The sequence below is a fragment of the Streptomyces sp. NPDC048639 genome (genome assembly GCF_043199075.1).
In the GTDB taxonomy this organism is placed as follows: domain Bacteria; phylum Actinomycetota; class Actinomycetes; order Streptomycetales; family Streptomycetaceae; genus Streptomyces.
Genome location: NZ_JBICVP010000010.1, coordinates 71,558 through 91,683, shown reverse-complemented (window position 1 = coordinate 91,683; position 20,126 = coordinate 71,558). Strand labels below are relative to the sequence as shown.

Sequence of the window (20,126 nt, the reverse complement as noted above, 5' to 3'; positions counted from 1 at the left end):
CCTCCGTTCCGGTGATACGAGACATGTCGCGCGTACCCACGATGTGGAAGGAAACGCCTGCTGGATTCGGCCACCACGGCGCCCCCCTGCCGCACGAGAACGCCCGGCAGGGATACGCACGGTGGGGCGGACGGGGTGGAGCCGGCCGGGTGGAGCCGGCCGGCACGCGTGTCAGCCGACGAGTTCCGCCAGCACGTCCTCCATGGTGACAAAGCCGAGCACAGCCCCCTTGTCGCCCCGGACGGCGGCCAGGTGTGTACCGGCCGCGCGCATCGCGGTCAGGGTGTCGTCCAGCGGGGTGTCGATCTCGACCGTGATGATGGGGCGCAGCGCGGCGCGCGGGTACGGCTTGGCGCGGCCCGGCACGCCGAGCGTGTCCTTGATGTGGAGGTAGCCCAGCAGTGTCCCTCCCGGGCCCGTGACGGGCAGGCGGGAGAAGCCGGCCGTGACGGCGGCGTGTTCCAGTTGTTCGGGCGTGACGGTGTGATCCACGGTCACCATGCGCTGATGCGGGACGAGAATCTCGCCGACCGGCCGGCTCCCCAGCTCCAGGGCGTCGCGCAGGCGCTCGCCGTCGGAGGGCTCGAGCAGACCGGCCTGGCTGGAGTCCTGGACGAGCCGCAGGAGTTCGGCGTCGGTGAAGACGGACGCCACCTCGTCCTTGGGCTCGACGCGCAGCAGTCGCAGCACGGCGTTGGCGATCGCGTTGATACCGAAGATCACCGGGCGCAGCGCGAGCGTGAGGGCGACGAGCGACGGTCCCAGCAGGACGGCGGTGCGGGCGGGCGCCGCGAGGGCGACGTTCTTCGGGACCATCTCGCCGATCAGCATGTGCAGATAGGTCGCGGCGGTCAGGGCGATGACGAACGCGATCGGGTGCACCAGCGCGTCCGGGATGCCGAGAGCCTCGGACGGCGGCTCCAGGAGGTGGGCGATGGCCGGTTCTGCGACCGCACCGAGGACCAGAGAGGAGACGGTGATGCCCAGTTGCGCCGTCGCCATGACCGCGGAGAGGTGCTCCAGGCCCCACAGCACGGTACGGGCGCGCCGGTCGCCCCGGTGGACGCCCGACTCGATCTGGCTGCGGCGCACGGAGATCAACGCGAACTCCGCGCCGACGAAGAAGGCATTGGTCAGCAGCGTCAGGCCGCCGATGATCAGTTGCAGGGCGGTCATCGGGCCTCCTCCACCCGCTGCTCCCCCGCCGCCTGTTCGGGTACGGGCGCGGTCACCCGGACCCGGTCGGCACGGTGATGGTCGACGCGCAGGACGGCCAGCTGCCAGCCCTCGACGTCGAGGCGGTCGGTCACAGTGGGTATCCGTGCCAGGCGCGCGGCGATCAGTCCGGCCAGCGTTTCGTACGGGCCGTCGGGCGCGGCCAGGCCGATGCCGGCGAGGCGGTCGATCCGGACGCTGCCGTCCGCCTCCCAGACGGCACGGCCGTCGAGGGCCGGTTCGGCGGGGCACAACTCCGGTTCCTCCTCGGGGTCGTGCTCGTCGCGGACCTCGCCGATGACCTCCTCGACGATGTCTTCCACGGTCGCGACACCGGCCGTACCGCCGTACTCGTCGACGACAACGGCCATGGTGCGATGGCTGCGCATCCGTTCCAGGAGGCGGTCGACGGGAAGGGTGTCGGGGACGAGCAGGGGCGCGGTCATGAGGCCGGTGACCGGCGTGCGGGGGCGCTCGGACGCGTCGACGGCGAGGACGTCCCGGATGTGGACGGTGCCGATCACCTCGTCGAGGGTGTCCTGGTACACGGGGAAGCGGGACAGCCCGGTCGCCAGCGTGAGCTCGGCGGCGTCCGCTGCGCTGGCATGCGCGTCCAGAGCGCGCACGTCCACACGCGGTGTCATCACGTTCTCCGCGTCCAGGTCGCCCAAGTGCAGGGTCCGGACGAAGAGTTCGGCGGAATCGGCCTCGATCGCCCCCGCCTTGGCCGAGTGGCGGGCGAGGGCGACGAGTTCCTCGGGTGTGCGGGCCGAGGCCAGCTCCTCGGCGGGCTCCAGCCCCATGCGCCGCACGATGCGGTTGGCCGAGCCGTTGAGGTGGCGGATGAGCGGGGCGAACAGCGCGGTGAAGCCGCGCTGCGGGCCGGCGACGACCTTGGCCACGGCGAGCGGGCGCGAGATGGCCCAGTTCTTGGGGATCAGCTCGCCCACCACCATGAGCACCACGGTGGAGAGCGCCACCCCGAGGAACGCCGCCACACCGGAGACGGCGCCGCCGGGCAGGCCGACGGCACGCAACGGGCTCTCCAGCAGAGCGGCCAGGGATGGCTCGGCGAGCATGCCGATGACCAGGGAGGTCACGGTGATGCCGAGCTGGGCGCCGGAGAGCTGGAACGTCAGGCGCCGGACGGCCTGGAGCGCGCCCTCGGCACCGGGCTCTCCCGCGGCGGCGGAGCGCTCGAGTTCACTGCGTTCGACGGTCGTCAGGGCGAACTCGGCCGCCACGAAGATCGCACAGGCCAGAGTGAGGGCCAGGGCAAGCAGGAGAAGCAGCACCGCGGTCACCGTGTCACCTCCGCTCCCGGTCTCACCTGCGGCGGGGAGGGAACAGCACGGCGGGTACTACTGGGAGGCTCACCCATTGCGGGACTGCGGCTCCTTCTGTGCTCGGAGAACGAGGGGGCGCGAGGCCTTGGCCCTCCATAGTAAAGGGAAGGCAAACTATGGTCGCCGGGCGATGTCCCCTCGATCGCCGGACGCGGCCTCTCGGGCGCGACGGGATGCTGCTCGGGCACGGACGCCCCGACAGGGACGACCCGGCACGGACGCGTACGACCTTGCGCTGCAGTCGGCCCCGCGCTGCGGTCGGACTCACGCTGCGGTCGGACTCACTCCCCTGCCGCGACCGGCGCCTTCCGGCTCGTGCCCGACGAGCAGTTCGACCGCATGATCGCCCGGCTGGAAGCGGCAGGGGCCACCTACTACGCCGACCCCGGCCACACCGAACCCGGCCGGATCAACCGCCTGTTCGGCGGCCGTGGCGCGTACTTCGACGATCCGGACGGCCACAACATGGAGATCTTGACCCGGCCCTACGTGCGCCCCTGAGGACTGTCCCGTCATCCCCGGTGGATCGGCGCGACGCGTCGGATGGGATGCAGGGGGACCTACCGAAGCTTCGGGGGTGCCATGGCTGTCGTCGCACGCCCTCCGGAGATCGCGGGACCGACCTTCGCCGAGGCCTACAGGGGCGGGAGTTCCAGGGCGGTCGGGAGGTCGGTGCGGCGGCCGATGCTCAGCTTCTCGTAGGAGCGCTGAAGGAGGTTGGCCACCGTGCGGACCGAGATGTGCAGGCGGTCGGCGACGGCCTGGTTGCTCATACCGGAGGCCGCCAGCTCGCACACCTCCCGCTCCCGGCCCGTCAAGGTCCCGCCCCGCCCCGCATCCGGGAGCCAGGGGGGTATGCGGCCGGTGCAGCGGGAGCTCAACTCCTCGGTGTGCCGGGCCAGTTCGGCCCGGCGCTCACGGCTCTTCGCCCAGGCGGACGCCGCCACGACCGCTTCCAGGGCCAGTCCCGCGTAGCCGAGGCGCCCCAACTCGTCGCCCACAGCCGTCAGTTCACCGACATCCCGGGCGGCCAGGGCTCTGCCGTGGCGGGCGAAGAGGGCGAACAGCGGACTGTCGCAGGAGGCCGCCGCCGCCGTCAGCCGGCGGGCCGCCGACTGGCTGGGTCTCAAACGGCAGCACAAGTACGAGCTCTCCGCCGCCGTGGTCAGCCGGCCCCCGGCGAGGTAGCGGTCGGCCAGCCGGTCCGCCAGATCGGCCGCGAGGCCGAACCGGCCCGCGGCGGCCTCCACCCGGGCCTCGCCCTTCATCAGGTGTTCGCGCACGCTGGAATCGGGCGGAAGGTTGCGCATCGCCCGGGAGAGGACCTCGGCGGCGAAGTCGGTGCGGCCCAACGCCGCGGCGCAGGAGGCGTATTCGGTGACGATGTAGGTCTCGACGGGGAAGATGGTCTGGTCGTTGACCATCGCGTATGCCTCGCGCAGCAGCGGCAGGCCCTGCGCGGGGCGGCCGGCCCAGCAGTAGGCGACGCCGTGGATGAAGGCCACGAGGGCCACCTCGGCGCGGTCGCCGCGTTCGACCGCCTGCCGGTAGTGGCGTTCGGCGACGGTCAGGGCGCGGTCGAGCCGGCCGGCCATCACCAGGGCGTAGACCTGGCAGGCGATCGTGGCGCCGCGCATCGAGCCCCACGCGCCGGGCAGACGGATCGCGCCACGTTCGAACTCGGACACCACCTGGGCGGGCCGCCCGCGGAAGGTGAGCGTGTAGGCGCGCAGGGGCGCGGAGGCGTTGTCCACCAGCCAGCCCCCGCCCGTACCGGTGTGCAGGGCGGACGGCACGATCCGGTGCGCGGGGCTGGCGCCGTGCGTGAACAGGGCCAGGGCGGTGGTGGCGACATCGTATTCCGGGCCGCCGGCGTGCGCCTCGCCCAGGACGGCACGCGCCCGGCCGGGCTGCCGCAGCCCCCAGAAGAGGTTCAACGCGCGCAGCGCGGGCGGCCCGTCGTGGGAGGCGAGCAGGTCTTCGGCGCGCGCGGCCAGTCCCTGGGCGACCAGGGCCTGGCCGTGGACGCGGACGGCGTCGGGCCCCTGGGCAGCGGAGGCCAGGCGTTCGGCCAGCGCCGCGTCCCCGCGGTCGAGCGCCGCGGAGGCGGCCTCCACCAGGGCAGCGGAGGGTACGTGCTCGCCGGCGCGTTGCCGCCACAGCACGGGGCGGATCGGGTCGACCCTGCCGCCGCACCGTTCGAGGGCCTCGGCCAGGTCCCGGTGCACCCGCCGTGCGCGCAGGGGGCCGGTGCCGGCCCGCACCACCTCGCCGTACAGGGGATGCTTCAGCCGCACCAGCGCCGAGGCCGATGCCGAGGCTTCCGACACCGATGCCGATGCCGGTCCCGACGGTGAAGGCGATGGCGATACGGGTGCGGGCCCGGTCGGTCCGGCCCCCGGTGTCTCCGCGGCGGCGGTCGCGGTCCCGGTCCCGGAGGGTTGCGCCGGTATGAGCGCGGCAGCCGGGCTCGCTGCCTCCGGCGTGCAGGTGATCAGGCCGCGTTCGGCGAGGGCGTCGAGGACGGGCGGGTCGACCAGGGATTGCAGCACCCGCCCTTCGACCGGCCCCGCATGCGCCAGATACTCCAGTGCCCGCACCTGGACGGCAGCCAGGACGCCGACGGCACGGGCCACCAGATCCCTGAGCTGTGCGTGCTCGCCCACCGGCCCCCGCCATCCCCACACGCCGTGGACCCGGTGCAGTGCGCCGCTCTCCGTGCCCGCGCCGAGCAGATGCCGCAGGAAGAGCGGGTTGCCGCCGGTCATGCGCCACAGTGCGGCGGCACTGAGGCCGTCGACCGGGCCGTCCAGCACATGCTGCAGCAGCATGACGAAGTCCGGCTCGGGCAGCGCGGCCAGGTGCACGGTCTTGAGGGCGACCGAGCGGCGCAGGGCAGCCGGGGCGCCGGTGTCGGCGACGGGATCGCGTGCGGTCAGCAGCACCGAGGCGCCCGCGTCCTCGACCAGCGCGGCGACCAGCGCCGAGGACGCCGTGTCGAGATGGTCGGCGTCGTCCACGCCCAGGACGAGATGCCGTCCGCCGGCGCGTGTACGGACCGCGTCCGTGAGCGCCGGGAGCGCGTCGCAGCCGGGGCCCGCCCCGCCCGGGAACCAGTCCGCGGTCGCCAGAAACGGCACATCCCGGGTGGTCGCGCTGCCCCCCGCGGTCAGAACGACCATGTCACCGGCCGAGCACTGCTCCAGTACGGCCTCGGCCAGACGGGTCTTCCCCACACCCGCCTCGCCCGAGACCAGTACGGCCGCGGACGACTGGCCGAGCAGACCCGCCAGTTCGGCGACCTGACCGGATCGTCCGGTCAAGGGCCACGCGCCTGGGGGGAAATCGCTGCTCATCGCCCACGAGCCTGGGCCGGGAACGGCGGAAAAGCAATGGTCACGGCTTACTCATGACCCCGGCGGGCCGTCACCACAAGGGTGAGGGTGCCCAAGAGACAAGGAGGCACCATGCGAAGAACAGTCCTCGCCTTCGTGGCGGCGAGCGCGCTGGCCGCGCTGCTCACCGTGCCCGCCGCAGCCGGGCCTGGACAGCGGGAGCATCAGGCACAGGGGCAGGGCGACGGGAAGGCCCGTGCGCAGGAGTCGGCGGTGGTCGCCGCGGCCGGGGACATCTCGGTCAACTGCGGGGAGCCGCGCTGTCCGGACGCCGACACCGCCGACCTCGTCGAGGGGATGTCCCCGGACGCCGTGGTGACGATGGGCGACCAGCGCAACGACAGCGCGAGCCCGGAGGACTTCCAGAAGTACTTCCACCCGAACTGGGGGCGCTTCAAGGAGCTGATCAAGCCGAGCCCGGGCAACCACGAGTACGACGGCGACCCGGAGGCCAGTGGGTACTTCGACTACTTCGGCGAAGCCGCCCGGCCCCAGGGCACGTCCTGGTACAGCTTCGACGTCGGCGGCTGGCACGTGGTCTCCCTCAACTCCGAGGAGGACCGCAAGGCCGACGGCGAGCAGGTCCGCTGGCTGGCCGAGGACCTGGCGGCCACCGACAAGCAGTGCGTGATGGCGTACTGGCACCGGCCCAAGTACAGCTCGGGCAGCGGCCACGGCGACTTCCCGAACATGAAGCCGTTCTGGGACGTACTGCAGGAGCACGGTGCCGACGTCGTGCTCAACGGCCACGACCACGACTACGAGCGCTTCGCGCCGCAGGACGCGGACGGCAATGCCACCGAGAGCGGGATCCGGCAGTTCGTGGTCGGCACGGGAGGCGCCTGGCAGCGTCCGTTCGGCGAGACCCGGCCGAACAGCGAGTTCCGGCTCGCCGACACCTTCGGTGCCCTGAAGCTCACGCTCGAGCCCGGCAGCTACGCCTGGCAGTTCGTCGACGTCGGCGGCACGGTCCACGACGAGGGCGGGCCCACGGCCTGCCACTGACCACTGACCCCGGCAATGCAGACCCGGGGCCCGGCGACGGGCGGTGAACGGGGGCGGGCGGTGAACGGGGGCGCGCACCGCCCGCCCTGAGCTCCGCACAGACGACTGCGAGCCGGGCGCACGGTACGTACGCCCGCACACGCGGGTGACCAGGCCCGCCCGAGCCCGTACGTCCGTACGTCCGTACGTCCGTACGTCCGCACGTCCGCAACACCCTGCGACCCGTTCGCCTCACGGACGGCGACGGGCCCATCACCCGCGCACACCCGTGTCCGACAAGGGCCGAAAGACCCTCCCGGACACATTCCCCCCACAGGAGAGTAGGGATGACACTGAGACGCCACATGAAGAAGCTGCTGACCCTGGGCGCCGCCGCCACCCTGGCCGCCGGCGTCGTCGCGACCGCGGGAGCCGCGGAGCCGTCGCTGATCCTGGACTGGGAGAGCGAGGGTCAGCGCACCCTGCCCGACGCGGCGCCGCCGGACTGGGCCAAGGAGTACGACCCGTCGATCCGGCACGACAACGGCGAGCCGCAGGCGCGGGTCGCCAAGGCCCCGGATCCGGTACGCGCGGGCGAGTACTCCTCCCGGTTCGAGCTCCGCAAGGACGACCCGGCCATCAACGGCGGCACGCGCTCGGAGCTCTCCGGCGACTTCCTCGACGGAGAGCAGTGGTACGGCTTCAGCACGTACCTCAAGGACTGGGATCCCGACCAGGCGTCCGACATCGTCACCCAGTGGCACCAGCACTGGGACGTCGGCAGCTCCCCGCCCCTGTCGATCAACACCCGCAAGGGGCACTGGGAGATCAGCCAGAACCGGGAGGACCACCAGGAGCAGACCGACCTGGGCGCCTACGAGACCAACAAGTGGACCGACTGGGTCATCCATGTGAAGTGGTCCTCGGGCGACGACGGCGTGCTGCAGATCTGGAAGGACGGCAAGCCGGTCGAGGGCTTCGAGGACCGCAAGGGGCCCAACACGTACAACGACGACCGCGGCAACTACATGAAGATCGGCATCTACAAGTGGCCGTGGTCCCAGGGCAAGCCGTCCGACACCGACCGCCGGGTGCTCTTCCACGACGAGGTGCGCGTGATGGGTGAGGACGGCAGCTACGAGGCCGTCGCCCCGGCAGGCGGCACCCCGCCGCCCGCGGCGGACAAGCCGTCCTCGGGCAAGCCGTCCTCGGCCGACAAGGCATCCGCGGACAAGACCGCGTCCGGCGCCACGGCGGCCGGGCGCTGACAGGACCGTCATGAACAGCACCCCCTGGCCCCTGGTGGGACGAGCCGGACAGATCGCCGAAGTATCGGCCCTGCTCGGGGAGGAGGCTCGGGGGGTGCTGCTCACCGGGGAGCCGGGCATCGGCAAGTCCCGGCTCGCCGCGGAGGTCCTGGACCGGTGTGCGCACGACGGCGCCTACGTCGTGCGCACCTCCGGTGCCCAGGCCAGCAGCCGTATGCCGTTCCACGCCATGACCGGCCTGCTCGCCCCACCGCACGCGCACACGAACACCACCGCCCTCCCGGACAGCGGGCCCCGACCGGGGGGCGAACCCACCGCGGACCTCTTCGCCTGCGTGGCGCGCGAGCTCCAGCAGCGCGCCGGCGGCAGGCCGGTGGTGCTTGGCGTCGACGAGGCCGACCATCTCGACGCGGTCTCCGGCGCCCTCGTCCAGCACCTCGCCGCCACCGCGCGGGCCACGCCGCTGCTCGCCGCCCGCACCGACGCGCTGGACACACCCACCGTACGAGCCCTGCGCGGCCGGTCCCTCGTCCGCGAGTTCGTGGTCGGCGGGCTGGACCGCGAACAGGTCGGTGAGCTGCTGCACGGCGCGCTCGGCGGCCCGGTCGACGGTCTGACCACCGACCGTCTGCACCGGCTGACCGGCGGCAACCCCCTCTTCCTGCAGCACCTGGTCGCCACCGGACGCAGCTCCGGCGCGCTGCGCGCGAGTGCCGGGGTGTGGCGCTGGTACGGCCCGCTCCGCGGCTACGAACGGCTCACCGACCTCGTCGCCGGCGCCGTCCGCTCCCTCGGGCCCGAGGAGGCCCGCGCCCTGGAGTGGATCGCCCACACGGAGCCCGTACCGCTGACGGTGCTGGAGCGTCTCGCCGTTCCCGACTCCCTGGAGGAACTCGAACGCCGGTTGCTGATCACCCTCGAAGGCGACGGCGACCGTCTGCGGGTCCGCACCAGCCATCCCCTGTACGGCGAGATCACCCGCTCCCGTACGCCCGACGCCCGGCGCCGCATCGTCTACCGCGAGTTCGCCGACGCGCTCGCCGGCAGCAGCCTCGCCCAGGAGCAGCGCCTCGCCCTGGTCAACTGGCGCCTCCTGGCGGGCGATCCGGTGGCCGACCAGGACATCCTGGCGGCGGCCTCCGACGCGCTCGCCCGCCGCGACCCGTGTCTGGCAGAACGCCTCGCCCGTACGGTGCCGGCCGGACGCGGCCTGCTCGCCGAGGCACTGGTCGTCCAGGCCCGGGCCGAGGAGGCCGAACAGCTCCTCGCCCAGGTCGACCGGCCCGCTCTCCGCGCCCTGAACCTCTTCTGGGGGCTGCGTCGCATCACCGAAGCGACCGAGGTCCTGCAGCAGGCGAAGGCATCGCGCACGGAGCGGCCGACCCGGGACGGGAGGGCTCGACCGGCCGGGGACGGGACGGAGCCGCAGGGCTTCGACGGGACGGAAGACGCGGGCCGAGACCGTACGGAGCCCAACGGCCGGGACGGTACGGAGTCCGCGGGCCAGGACGGCGACCGGTCCGCGCTCGCCCGGGCCGAACTCGCCGTCGCCGAACTGGCGTTGGCCACCTTCGGACACGGCCACACCAACACCGACAACCTCCCGGACCTGCCGGACCTGCCGCCCGGGACAGCAGTCGCCGGTGCGGCGGCACCGCTGCGCGCCTATCTCCTCACCTTCGGCGGCCGCCCGGGCGCGGTCGTCGCGCAGGCCGACTCCGGCGAACTGCCGCTCACCTCCCTGTGGCCGACGATGGGCGGTGCGGTCCAGGCCAGCCATCTGCACGCGCTCGTCCTGGCGGGCCGGATCAACACCGCCCTGGCGACAGCGCAGGAGTACTACCAGGCCGCCGTCGAGCAAGGCGTGGGCGATGTCGCCGCCCTCCTCACCCTCGAATGGGGCGTGTGCCACACATGGGCCGGCAACCACACCGCCGCCCTGCCCCACTACCGCGAAGCGCGCGCCCTCATCGACGAGCACACCCCGTTCCCCGTCCAGGCGTTCGTGTTCAGCGAGTACGCCGCCGGTCTCGGCGCCGCCGGAGACGCCGCCTCCGGCCAACGCGTCCTGTCCGAGGGCGAGAACCGGCTCCCCACCGGATCGGCGATGCGCGAGCACCTCGCCCTGGGCCGTATCCGCCTCCTCGCCTGTTCCGGCCGCCCCGAGCTGGCCGCGCCCGAGGCGGAGGAGCTGGGCCGGCGCTATCTGGCACGGGGCCGCCTGACGAATGCGGTCGAGGCCCTGTACTACGCGAGCCGGATCCGGCCGTCCGTACGCACCGCTGCGCTCCTCGAGGAGTTGGCCGCCCTGTGCGACAGTCCGCTCTTCCCGCTGCTGGCCCGGCACGCACGCGCCTCGGCCGACCACGATCACGCCGCCCTCGGCGAGGTCTCCGCCGCCCTCTCCGGCCTGGGCTACCACGGCATGGCGGCCGAGGCCTCGGCCCGGGCGGCCGCGTACTCCGGGGGACGCGAGGCGGCCCACCACGCCTATCGCGAGGCCCGGCAACGGGAGTTGTGCCAGGGGTTCCGCGCACCGTGGTCGCCCCGTACGGCGCTCGCGCTCCCGCTCACCCCACGGCAACGGGAGGTGTGCGAACTGGCCGCGCGCGGGCTGGACAACCCCACGATCGCCACCCGGCTCGCGCTGTCGGTCCGCACCGTCGCCAACCATCTCCAGGCCGCCTACACCAAACTCGGCGTCCGCTCCCGCTCGGATCTGGCGTCCGCGCTGGGGCTCTGACTCCGGCCGCCGGTGTTCCGACGCCGGCCTACCGATTCCGGCACCGACTCGGGCATTTGGGCAGGCACCGGCTTCCGAACTCCGGTCCGGCCGCAGTTCCCGTCCATCAGCGCGCCGCCCCGTCTGAGACCCTGCCGGCCGTCGAGCCACGGGGGCGAAGCGGGGACATGAGGGCGAGGCCGCCCCCGGCTGCGGCACGTGCCGCTCCGTACGGGAAGGCGACGGCTCACCACCGTACGAACTCCCCGCCTCCCGCGGCGCCCTCGCCGCAGCGGCGGGTGCTGACACGGCCCGTGTGCACTTCGTAGAACCAGCCGTGCACCCGCAAGCGGCCGTCGTCCAGCCGGGTCTGGACGCACGGATAGGACCGCAGGCTCTCGAGCTGGATCAGCATGTGCTCACGCTCGGCGAGCGACATCCGCGGTTCCGGCTCCCCCGGGCCACCCGGCGCCACGGGGGCTCCCGGCTCCCCGACCGGCCCGCCCCCGGCCCTCGGCGGAGAATCCGTTTCGCCATGGGCCGACGGGACGGTCACGGCGCCGCACCCGGAGTGCACGCAGACGACGACGTCGGAGACGCCGAGCACCTCGACCGCGTACTCGATGGTGAGGGCCGCCTCCCCCGTCAGCCAGTCGGGGCGGTAGGCGGGCACCATGCCACCTGCCGTCCGCAGCTCGAACAACTCGCCCGGCTGGGCGCCGGTCATGAGAGCCGGGACGACACGCGAGTCCGAGCAGCAGACGAACAACACCTCCGGCGACTGGCCGCCCTTCAGATGACTGAGATCCCCGCCGCGGTCGCTGAAACTCCTGGCGTGCTCGATCAGCGCTTGCACATCCGTCCCCATCCCTATCGACTCCACATACTCCGGCGGCCGACGAACACCATCCGTTCGACCAGCGCAAACACCGTGCCCAACCGCACCTGAAGCCCACCTGAAGCCCGACCGCCTAAGGGACCGCCCACCGACCGATGCATTCCGGAGGCGGAGGCGGAGGCGGTGCATGCTGTCGCACCATGTCCCCGCGGCCACGACCGAACCCGAACCGCGATCGGCAGCAGGGACGCCCCCCTGTCGGCTCAACTCGGCGGCGACGAACGCCACGAGCGACGACGCACGACGTCGTCCGGTCATGGCCCCGGCTGCTCGACGGACAGCGGGACCGCCGCTCCGTACATCGAGCCGAAGCACGACCGACCGGGAGGCCGCGGGCCACCCCGGCCCCCGTGAGTACCGCGCGCCCCGGACCAGATCGGCGGGCCAGGACACGAGCTAGGACAACCGCCCCTCGTAGTCGGGGAGTTTGAACTGCCGCTCGGCGTGGCCGCCCTGGAAATCGGTGGGGGTGTTACCGATGTTGGCGATGATCGTGTAGCCGAGGTTCTCGATCTCCTCGCGTTTGCCCGCCTTCAATTCGCCCTTGGGGATGCCCAGTTCCCAGACGTGCGGGCTGTACAGCCCGTCCACCGGAAAGCCCTCGTGCCGCAGGTTCTGCAGGGTCAGGGCATCCGCCTCGGCGGGCCGGTGCGTCACGAACATGACGTCCACACCCCTGGACTTCGCGAATGCGGTCAGCTCACGCATCTCGGGGACGGCCGGCACGGGATGCGACGGGTTGTAGTGCGTTTCCAGCGACGTGTTGTCGATGTCGAGCACGATCGCGAGCTTCTGCTGCGAGGGGACGCTGGTGCGTTGTTCGATGTAGGAGCGCGCCTCCCCGACGACGGGGAGGAGATCGCGCCGCCAGGTGTCGTAACTCGGGGCGTCCGCACCACCGGCAGGCCCCTCGCGGATCAGACGGGCGAGATCCCCGAAGCCGGGAACCCCGAGCGCGTCCTTGATGAGGTAACTGCCGCCCTTGCTCAGGACGTTGATACCGATTTCCGTCCCCTTCTGCCATCCGCGCAGCGCCTGCTTCTCCACCTGCTTCGCCTCCGCCTCCGTGATGTCCCACACGGAGCCGAGGCCCCTCTGTCCGGCACCCGGCGCGTCCGGCCCCTGGTGGAGCAGGTTCCTCAGCGGACTCCAGTTCCGGCCCCGTACGAAGCCGCCCGGATCGAGGTGCCTTGCGCCGCTCATGACGCCCCGCAGGCTCTGGGGGCCGCGGAGGGCCGCCCGCCCACCCGTGCTCGCGATGCTGGTCGGCAGACGCGTCCCGGCACCGAATCCCGCACGGGCCGCGGTGCTGAGGGCGAAGCGGCTTCCTGCCCGGAAGGTCGCCGTGAAGAGAATCCGGGAGACGCCCAGGACCACCATTTCGAGCAGCTTCGAGATCACCGCGCTGATGAAGAACCCGACGATGATCTCGACCACCGTGAAGATGATCAAAAGGACCCATGACAAGGCGTCCCAGATGGAACACTGCTGAGCTTTCGCCAGCTCGTCGGCGTATTGGGCCAGTTGTTTGGCGTACTCGCGCAACTGGCGCGTGTAGTCATTGAGCTGGACCCGGGTCTCGCTCAGATTCCCGGTGGCCCGGTCGGCCGCGGTCCCGGTCCAACTCTGCGCGAGCGAGACCGTGTTCGCCTGATGGACGGGCGAACCGTCGATCCGCTGCTGTACGGGGGTCAACGCCTGTCCGGCCTTGGCGTCGGCCGTGGCCCAGAAGCGGTCGATGGAATCGGCGTACATCTCGTACGCCAGGGCGGCATCGCGTATCGCCGCCGGATTGCCGGGGGGTTTCCCGCAGGCCACTGGTGTCCTCTCATCCCATGTCGACGACGCGATCGGCAGCCGATGCGCTCACGACTGCTGAAACCGGTCCGACGTTTCCCTCGCCGACGCGTCCGCGGCCTGATAGTTGGCCGAGACGCCACCGATGCGATCGACCACATTCGCGAAGAGGCTGGAGATCTGGAGCTCCGTGGCCCGGACCTCACCGAAGGTCTTCTCGAACTTCCGGTTGTCCTCGTCGTTGGCGAAAGCCCCCATCGCCGCCGACGCACGTGCCTGCCAAGCGTCGGCGACGGCGCTGTGGTCCCGTGCGTGGGCCCCGCTGCCGAGCGCCACGTCATCCAGCCCGTTCGAGTCCACCCAATACGTACTCATAGAGACCTCCCTGCGGACACTCACCGATGAGCCTCCGCGGGCACCTATGGTCGAGAGCTAACTCGCGGGTAACATCCGCCACCTGGCCGATACATGCGGTGCGGTGCGGTGCGGTGCGGTGCGGTGCGGTGCGGTGCGGTGCGGTGTACGAACGTGCCGCCCGCCACCGGAGGCACGAGCGCGTCGCACTCATGTGCCGTGGTCGACGGCGAGCACCACGTGGAGAACGGTCCTCGGCAACGGCATGCGGTGCTCCTACGCCTGCGCGTGCCCGCTCACTCCCGCACGGCCGCCGTCTCCTCGACCACCCGCGCGGTGGCCTCGGGCGCGGCGAGCATCATGTCGTGCCCGCAGGGGATCTCGCGCAGCGTCCACCCGCCCGCCTCCGCCCGCCCGAGCGACCGGTCGAGGCTCGCCAGCGGAGGCCGCGTGTGCCGTACGTACGTCTTGGGCAGGGCCTCCAGCGGGGCCGGGTCGTACGCCGCGGGTTCGGTCTGGCAGCGGAACGGGAACGGGGCCAGGCGCTCGCCGACCCAGTGCCGTAGATCGGGGGTGATGCCCCACTGCTCCATGAAGCCGGAGTCGGCCGGGAGGTACCAGCCCTCTCCCGCGTCCTGCACCTGCTGCCGGTAGCGCCGGGCGACCTCGGGCGGTTCCACGTCGAGCAGGCACTCCCCCGGCTCGGTGACGAAGGCACCGAGAAAGGTGATCGAGGCGATGCGGCCTCGGGCCCGTTCGGCCACAGGCCCGGCCAGCACGCCCGCGTAGCTGTGGAGCACCAGGTGAACGTCGCGGAGGTCCTCGTACCACAGCAGGCTCGTCACATCGTCGACGTGCGTGGACAGGCCGACCTCCGGGGTCAGTTCGCCTCGGCGCTCACCCTGGCCGCAGAGGCTGGGCGCGAGGACGTCGTGGCCCCGGGCGGTGAGCAGAAGCCGGACGCGACGCCAGCACCAGCCTCCGTGCATCGCCCCGTGCACCAGCACGAACGTCGCCATCACACCGCTCCATTCGCCTCATACCCCTGGCACCGCGCCCCACGTCCGGTCGCATGCTGCGGGCCGCACGCACCGTGCCGCGCGCCTCTCGCCCCGCGCCCGTCACGCCCCTTGCCGTACGCGCCCGGCGCCGTGCCCGCGGCGGCAGCGTAGGCGGCGGAAGCGCCGGTGACCGGTAGCCCACGCCGTGGACGCCGCCGTCCGGTCAGCGGGCGCCCCCGGGCGCGCGGAGCCGGATGACCGCCTTGCCCCGGGTCAGGTCCACCTCGGAGCGGGGCGGCGCTCCGTCCTCCGTGTCGTCCCTCATGAGCAAGGCACTCTGTCGTTCCTTCAACTCGCTCTGCTTGCCCGGCGAGAAACTCGCATGGAGCTGCTCGAACCCGGTCGCCGACACCTGGCCCTGCCGTGCCGAGTTGCGCCACGGCAGGATCCCGGACCGCCCGGCCCTCAGCAGCAGCTGATCGAGAAAGGCCACCACGGTCAGAAGGACGACGAGCCCCGGCAGGGTCATGAAGAAGACGACCTGCACATCCGCTCCTCTGCCCGTGTCCGGTCGTGCCACCGTGTCGCGGCTCAACGACCCATTCTCGCGGGTGCCCTCCGGCCACAACAGCCCTGCGGCGCCAGGGTGGGGAGGATTGAGGTGCCCCGGCCGTCGTACGACGCCGGTGTGCGGGTCCGCTGTGCGGGTCGCGCGCGGAGCAGCGCCAGGTCCTCGGGCAGTGACGTCGCCGGCTTCGCCTGAGGAGGCATCCGTTCCGGATATCGGTGGACCGGACCCCCGCGCAGCAGGCCGCGCGACGGAGCGGTTCTGGTGGGGCATCGTCACCGGGCTCACCGGCCATGGCAGTTGGGCCGCACAAGCGCCAGCCCCGGCACCGGCACCGGCACCCGCACCCGCACCCGCACCCGCACCCGCACCCGCACCCGGCTACTGTGAGCCCGGCGTCCGTGGCGAGCCGTTCATGTCCCTCAGCTCCTTCAGCTTGCCGCCCACCTTCGTCCGCAGCTTCTCCACAAGCGCGGGTTTGCCGCTGATGGCCCAGCGCGGGCCCACCAGGTACGTCCCGCCGTACATGCTCGCCGAGTCCAGCCAGACCAGCTTGAACTTCTCCTTGGGGAAGGTCGTGACCAGATACTCGCCCTGGGCGGTCCGGCAGACCCCTTCCCGCAGTTCGTCGGCCTCGGTCCGGATCTCAGCCGTGCAGCCGGTCCTATCCGCGATCTTCTCGACGTCCGGTGGCGCGGGAGCCACGGGGCTCGGCTTGTGTTCGGGCCGGTCCGCCGACGCGGTTCCGCCGCCGTCGCCGCAGCCCGCGGTGAGCGGCAGGGCTGTCAACACCCCGGCGACCGCGGCACTCCGTAGAGCACCGCGGGCCCTCCGTATCCCGCTGCTGCCCCGTCCTCCCCCACGCTGCCCGGCCACCTCACGCCTCCCTCTGCTCTGGCTGCGCCGCCCGCCGAACCGGGCGATCACTCCTTGCCACTGATACGCACCATCACGGCCAACTGCTCACCGCCCGCGTCCACCCGCCCCGCGCATGTGGCAGGCTCACCGGATGCCGCATCTCGGATTGGTCACCCTGGTCGTGCCGGACTACGACGAAGCCATCGCGTTCTACGTGGACGCGGTCGGCTTCCGGCTCCTGGAGGACACGCCTCTCGGCGACGGGAAGCGGTGGGTCGCCGTCGCCCCGCCGGGGGCACGGGAGACGGGCCTCCTGCTGGCGGAGGCCACGAACGGCGAGGAGCGGGCCCGTATCGGCGACCAGACCGGCGGTCGCGTCGGATGGTTCCTGCACACCGACGACTTCGAGCGCGACGCTGAGCGCATGCGCAGGGCCGGGGTCGTCTTCAAGGAGGAGCCGCGATACGAGCCGTACGGCACGGTGGCCGTGTTCCAGGATCCTTACGGGAATCTCTGGGACCTGATCCAGCCCCGGAAGGACGCCTGAGCGTCACGCGTCACCCATCAGCACGCGACGCCCCGCCGGGCGGCACGCGACAGGAACGGAGCCGGCTCGGCCGTGCCCTCCACGCGTGTGGACGGCACGGCCGAGCCGAGCCCGATGAGCCCCTGATATCAGCCGAGGGGTTCCGGCGCGCCGGTGCCGCAGGTCTCGCGGAGAAGGCGGGCCCGTTCGGCCGCGGCGCGCTCGGCGAGGAGGCCGTCCATGTTCTCCGTCGGCCGGCGACGGCGTCGTACGAGCAGCAGGGCGAACAGCGCGGCCCCAACGGCCAAGCCGATCAGCAGAAACAGCAACACAACCCCCAGGAACAGCAGTCGGCGTCGGCGACCCCCCGCCTCGTCAGCCATCGTCCCCCACAGGTCCCTGCTCGCGCACCCCTTGGGAACGGTCGGCGTGGGTGCTTCGAGCGGCGCCCCGCTCGACTCCCGCCAGGCGCCTACCGCTTCGGCCAGTACCAGAGCGGTTCGTCCAGCGCGCTCTCGCGTCCCGCGACCTCCGTCCGGCCGAACTCCTTGATCAGTTCGATACTCCGCAGGTCGGCCCGATGGCGGCGGGTGCCCGCCGCCAGTGCGTCGGCCAGCGGCCGGGCGTGAGTGACCACGACCGTCTGGGTGTCCCGGCTCGCGGTGAGGATCAGGTCGGCCAAGGGGTCGAGAAGGTCGGGATGCAGGCTTGTCTCCGGCTCGTTGAGCACCATCAGCGCGGGCGGGCGGGGCGTGAGCAGCGCGGCCACCCACAGCAGATAGCGCAGGGTGCCGTCGGAGAGTTCGGCGGCACCGAGCGGCCGCAGCAGCCCGTGCTGGTGCAGCTCCAGCTCGAAACGGCCGTCGCGGGGAGCGATCTCGATCCGGCTGCCGGGGAAGGCTGCCTCGACGGCCGCGTCCAGTGCCGCGACGTCACCCGTCTCCCGGATCGTCTGCAGCGCCGCCGGCAGGTCCGAGCCGTCGGCCGACAGGACGGGGGTGCGGGTGCCGATGCGCGGGAGCCGGGCCGGGGCCTCGGCGTCGGTGCGCACATGGTCGTAGAAGCGCCAGGAGCGAATGCGCTCACGCATGGTGAGCAGATCGGGCGCGAGTTGCGGATCGGCAAGCTCGCTGAGCATCGAGTCGTACGGCCGCAGTTCGCCCGTACTGCGGTGCCATCCGCCCTCGGCCGTGCGAGTCCGCACGGCCGGCCCCGACCGGTCGGAGAGGAGGGCGGCCGGGCGCAGGACGGGGCCGGCCCAGGTGGCTTCCCGCTTGATCTCCGGGTCGAGGTTGAAGAGCGACGGGGCGCCGTCGTCCTTCGCGACGGGTGTGGGGTGGCCGAAGTCGACGGCGTAGCCGAACTCGTCGCCCGAGAAGCCGAGGCGCAGACTCACGGGCCCGGACCGTACGGTTCCCTGCACCGGGTGGCTGCCCTCGCGTACCGCGCGACCGGTGCCCTCGGGACCCGCCCACAGCGTCGAGGGCAGGCCGCCCTCGCGGGCCAGGGCGGCGACCGCTCCTCCGCGCGCGGAGTCGGCGAGGAGCCGCAGGGCGCGGTAGAGACTGGACTTGCCGGTGCCGTTCGCGCCGGTCACCACGGTGAGCCGGCCGAGGGGGACGATCAGTTTGCGCAGGGAGCGGTAGTTCTCGACCGCCAGGGTGGTGATCACAGCTCGGGTTCTTCCTCCGGGGGCGGGACGGAGGCCGTCGCACCCGGGAGGGGCCCGTGCGGCGCTCGCCTGCATCCTCTCCGCGTCGTCGCGTTCGGTGCTCCGGCCACGCCGGAGCAGGGTCACGGAGGCAGACGCAGGGGTCGCAGGGCAGGTTCATCCGCACGCGCACCGGACGACGGGCCGTGAGGGCGCCGGCCGGTGCGCCGGAGCGAAGGGATCGTGCGCGGCGCATGCGAACCCTCTGCATACGCCCGGCGGGTCCCGCGGACGGGGGCGCAGGGTAGGCCCTTCGGACCATACGACCGACACGCCGGGGCCTGGACGGCGCCCGTGCCCGGACCGGTGCGCCCCGTACCCGTATCAGCCGGATCCCATGCTGACGGAACGAGGAACGGCCCAGCGGCAATGAAGCAGTCGGCGAGGCGAAGGTCGCTCCTGCGCGCTCTGTGGATGCGGGCCGTGACCGTGCTTGTCTCTAACCGCGGGAAATCGCGGACCCTCTTCCGGAATCCCGTGCAGGAACACGCAACACGGCCCCGATTGCCCGGGCGGGCGCCGGCCATCTGCACAGCGACCAGGAGGAGCGAGTCGAGATGGAATTACCCCGAGCGTCAAAGGGACCGAAGGCCCGCGGCGAATTCCGGAGCAGCGGGATTCGCCGTCGGACGGCAGTGACCGTACTGGCTGCGGTCGGCGCGCTGAGCGCCGGGGCCCAATGGCCCGCCCAGGCCGAGGACGGCACCGTCTGGGACCGGTTGGCCGTTTGCGAAAGCGGCGGGAACTGGCGGACCGACACCGGCAACGGCTACTCGGGCGGGTTGCAGTTCTCCGACACCACCTGGCGCGCGTACGGCGGCGGATCGTTCGCGTCACGGGCTGCGCAGGCGAGCAGGGCGCAGCAGATCAGCGTGGCCCAGCGCACCCTCACCGCGCAGGGATGGGGCGCCTGGCCTGCGTGTTCGGCATCCCTGGGGCTGCGGTCGACGGCTCCGGGTGATGCCGCGCCGGCGCCGGAAGGGGCGGGCTCCACCTCTCGGCGGCCCTCCGGAGTGCAGCCGCAGCGGGCGGAATCCGGTGAGGAACACGGCGGCCGGGACGGCACCCGGCGAAATCTGGGAAGGGGCCATGTGGTGAAGCCGGGTGAAACCCTCAGCGGCATCGCGTTCGAGCACGGCGTCGGATGGATGCACGTCTACCGGCTGAATCGCGGGGTCATCGGCGGCGACCCGGATCTCATTCTTCCGGGGGTGCGTCTCGCCATGCGTTGAGCGGCGGCGGCGTCCGTTCACGGCGGACGTCCGGCGACCCCCGTGGAATGGCCCTGACCGTACGGTCGGATACGCCGCCGAGCCGGACCGTATTCGACTCTGAACCGGGTCGTCCCCGCCCTTGCGGCAGGGACGACCCCGTCAACTGCACACTCGGGGAGGGCAGTTCGGTATTCACTGCCCCGCATCGCGGAGTTGCGCACATGCCAATTCGCTATGCAGAACGATGGAGTCATCTATTGGCCCATACG

16 protein-coding genes and 1 pseudogene are annotated in these 20,126 nt (G+C 72.2%); 6 read left to right on the top strand and 11 right to left on the bottom strand.

What is annotated here, in order from left to right; genetic code table 11:
* Positions 1-171 precede the first annotated feature (171 nt).
* Both ACGFNH_RS26330 and ACGFNH_RS26325 read right to left on the bottom strand, forming a co-directional pair.
* Entirely contained in the window at positions 172-1,176 is a 1,005-nt protein-coding gene (locus tag ACGFNH_RS26330; protein ID WP_393657735.1) for a hemolysin family protein, read from the bottom strand.
* On the bottom strand, positions 1,173-2,519 hold the full coding sequence (locus ACGFNH_RS26325) for a hemolysin family protein (protein ID WP_393657733.1): 1,347 nt from the start codon (positions 2,517-2,519) through the stop codon (positions 1,173-1,175). Before ACGFNH_RS26325 ends, ACGFNH_RS26330 begins: the two co-directional genes overlap by 4 nt.
* A gap of 354 nt (positions 2,520-2,873) precedes the next feature.
* On the opposite strand from ACGFNH_RS26325, the pseudogene ACGFNH_RS26320 reads away from it, so the two are divergent.
* Positions 2,874-3,062 (top strand): annotated as a pseudogene (locus ACGFNH_RS26320) (VOC family protein); the annotation flags it as partial.
* A 134-nt stretch (positions 3,063-3,196) separates the two neighbouring features.
* On the opposite strand, the gene ACGFNH_RS26315 reads toward ACGFNH_RS26320, so the two are convergent.
* Positions 3,197-5,884, bottom strand: a complete 2,688-nt coding sequence (locus ACGFNH_RS26315) for a LuxR C-terminal-related transcriptional regulator (protein WP_393657731.1) — start codon at positions 5,882-5,884, stop codon at positions 3,197-3,199.
* A 144-nt stretch (positions 5,885-6,028) separates the two neighbouring features.
* On the opposite strand from ACGFNH_RS26315, the gene ACGFNH_RS26310 reads away from it, so the two are divergent.
* From ACGFNH_RS26310 to ACGFNH_RS26300, 3 genes are all read left to right on the top strand, one after another.
* Complete coding sequence (locus tag ACGFNH_RS26310) at positions 6,029-6,961, top strand: metallophosphoesterase family protein (RefSeq protein WP_393657729.1); 933 nt, start codon at positions 6,029-6,031, stop codon at positions 6,959-6,961.
* A gap of 326 nt (positions 6,962-7,287) precedes the next feature.
* Positions 7,288-8,208 carry a polysaccharide lyase gene (locus ACGFNH_RS26305; protein WP_393657728.1) on the top strand — a complete coding sequence of 307 codons (921 nt, stop codon included), beginning with the start codon at positions 7,288-7,290 and terminating at the stop codon, positions 8,206-8,208.
* Between the two features lie 10 nt (positions 8,209-8,218).
* Entirely contained in the window at positions 8,219-10,951 is a 2,733-nt protein-coding gene (locus tag ACGFNH_RS26300; protein WP_393657726.1) for an AAA family ATPase, read from the top strand.
* Positions 10,952-11,177: 226 nt separating this feature from the next.
* Here ACGFNH_RS26300 and ACGFNH_RS26295 read toward each other — a convergent pair whose 3' ends face one another.
* The 6 genes from ACGFNH_RS26295 to ACGFNH_RS26270 all read right to left on the bottom strand — a co-directional run bounded on the left by ACGFNH_RS26295 (position 11,178) and on the right by ACGFNH_RS26270 (position 16,340).
* Entirely contained in the window at positions 11,178-11,786 is a 609-nt protein-coding gene (locus tag ACGFNH_RS26295) for a carbonic anhydrase (RefSeq protein WP_393658034.1), read from the bottom strand.
* A gap of 438 nt (positions 11,787-12,224) precedes the next feature.
* Positions 12,225-13,646, bottom strand: coding sequence for an HAD family acid phosphatase (locus ACGFNH_RS26290; protein WP_393657724.1), 1,422 nt, complete (start codon positions 13,644-13,646; stop codon positions 12,225-12,227).
* Between the two features lie 48 nt (positions 13,647-13,694).
* The gene (locus ACGFNH_RS26285) at positions 13,695-14,000 is read right to left on the bottom strand and encodes a hypothetical protein (protein ID WP_393657722.1); all 306 of its coding nucleotides are present in this window, start codon (positions 13,998-14,000) and stop codon (positions 13,695-13,697) included.
* A gap of 275 nt (positions 14,001-14,275) precedes the next feature.
* A complete protein-coding gene (locus ACGFNH_RS26280; RefSeq protein WP_393657720.1) occupies positions 14,276-14,998 on the bottom strand; it encodes an alpha/beta fold hydrolase in 723 nt (240 codons plus the stop codon).
* Between the two features lie 205 nt (positions 14,999-15,203).
* Positions 15,204-15,527 (bottom strand): DUF6191 domain-containing protein, encoded by a 324-nt coding sequence (locus ACGFNH_RS26275; RefSeq protein ID WP_393658032.1) that lies wholly within the window; start codon positions 15,525-15,527, stop codon positions 15,204-15,206.
* Positions 15,528-15,929: 402 nt separating this feature from the next.
* Positions 15,930-16,340 (bottom strand): hypothetical protein, encoded by a 411-nt coding sequence (locus ACGFNH_RS26270; protein WP_393657719.1) that lies wholly within the window; start codon positions 16,338-16,340, stop codon positions 15,930-15,932.
* 217 nt (positions 16,341-16,557) lie between these two features.
* Here ACGFNH_RS26270 and ACGFNH_RS26265 point away from each other — a divergent pair, with 217 nt between their 5' ends.
* A complete protein-coding gene (locus tag ACGFNH_RS26265) occupies positions 16,558-16,953 on the top strand; it encodes a VOC family protein (RefSeq protein ID WP_393657717.1) in 396 nt (131 codons plus the stop codon).
* Positions 16,954-17,081: 128 nt separating this feature from the next.
* Here the strand turns inward: ACGFNH_RS26265 and ACGFNH_RS26260 are convergent, their stop codons facing one another.
* Positions 17,082-17,315, bottom strand: coding sequence for a hypothetical protein (locus ACGFNH_RS26260; RefSeq protein ID WP_393657715.1), 234 nt, complete (start codon positions 17,313-17,315; stop codon positions 17,082-17,084).
* An 89-nt stretch (positions 17,316-17,404) separates the two neighbouring features.
* Positions 17,405-18,604, bottom strand: a complete 1,200-nt coding sequence (locus tag ACGFNH_RS26255; protein ID WP_393657713.1) for an AAA family ATPase — start codon at positions 18,602-18,604, stop codon at positions 17,405-17,407.
* 674 nt (positions 18,605-19,278) lie between these two features.
* On the opposite strand from ACGFNH_RS26255, the gene ACGFNH_RS26250 reads away from it, so the two are divergent.
* A complete protein-coding gene (locus ACGFNH_RS26250; RefSeq protein ID WP_393657711.1) occupies positions 19,279-19,875 on the top strand; it encodes a transglycosylase family protein in 597 nt (198 codons plus the stop codon).
* Positions 19,876-20,126: the final 251 nt, after the last annotated feature.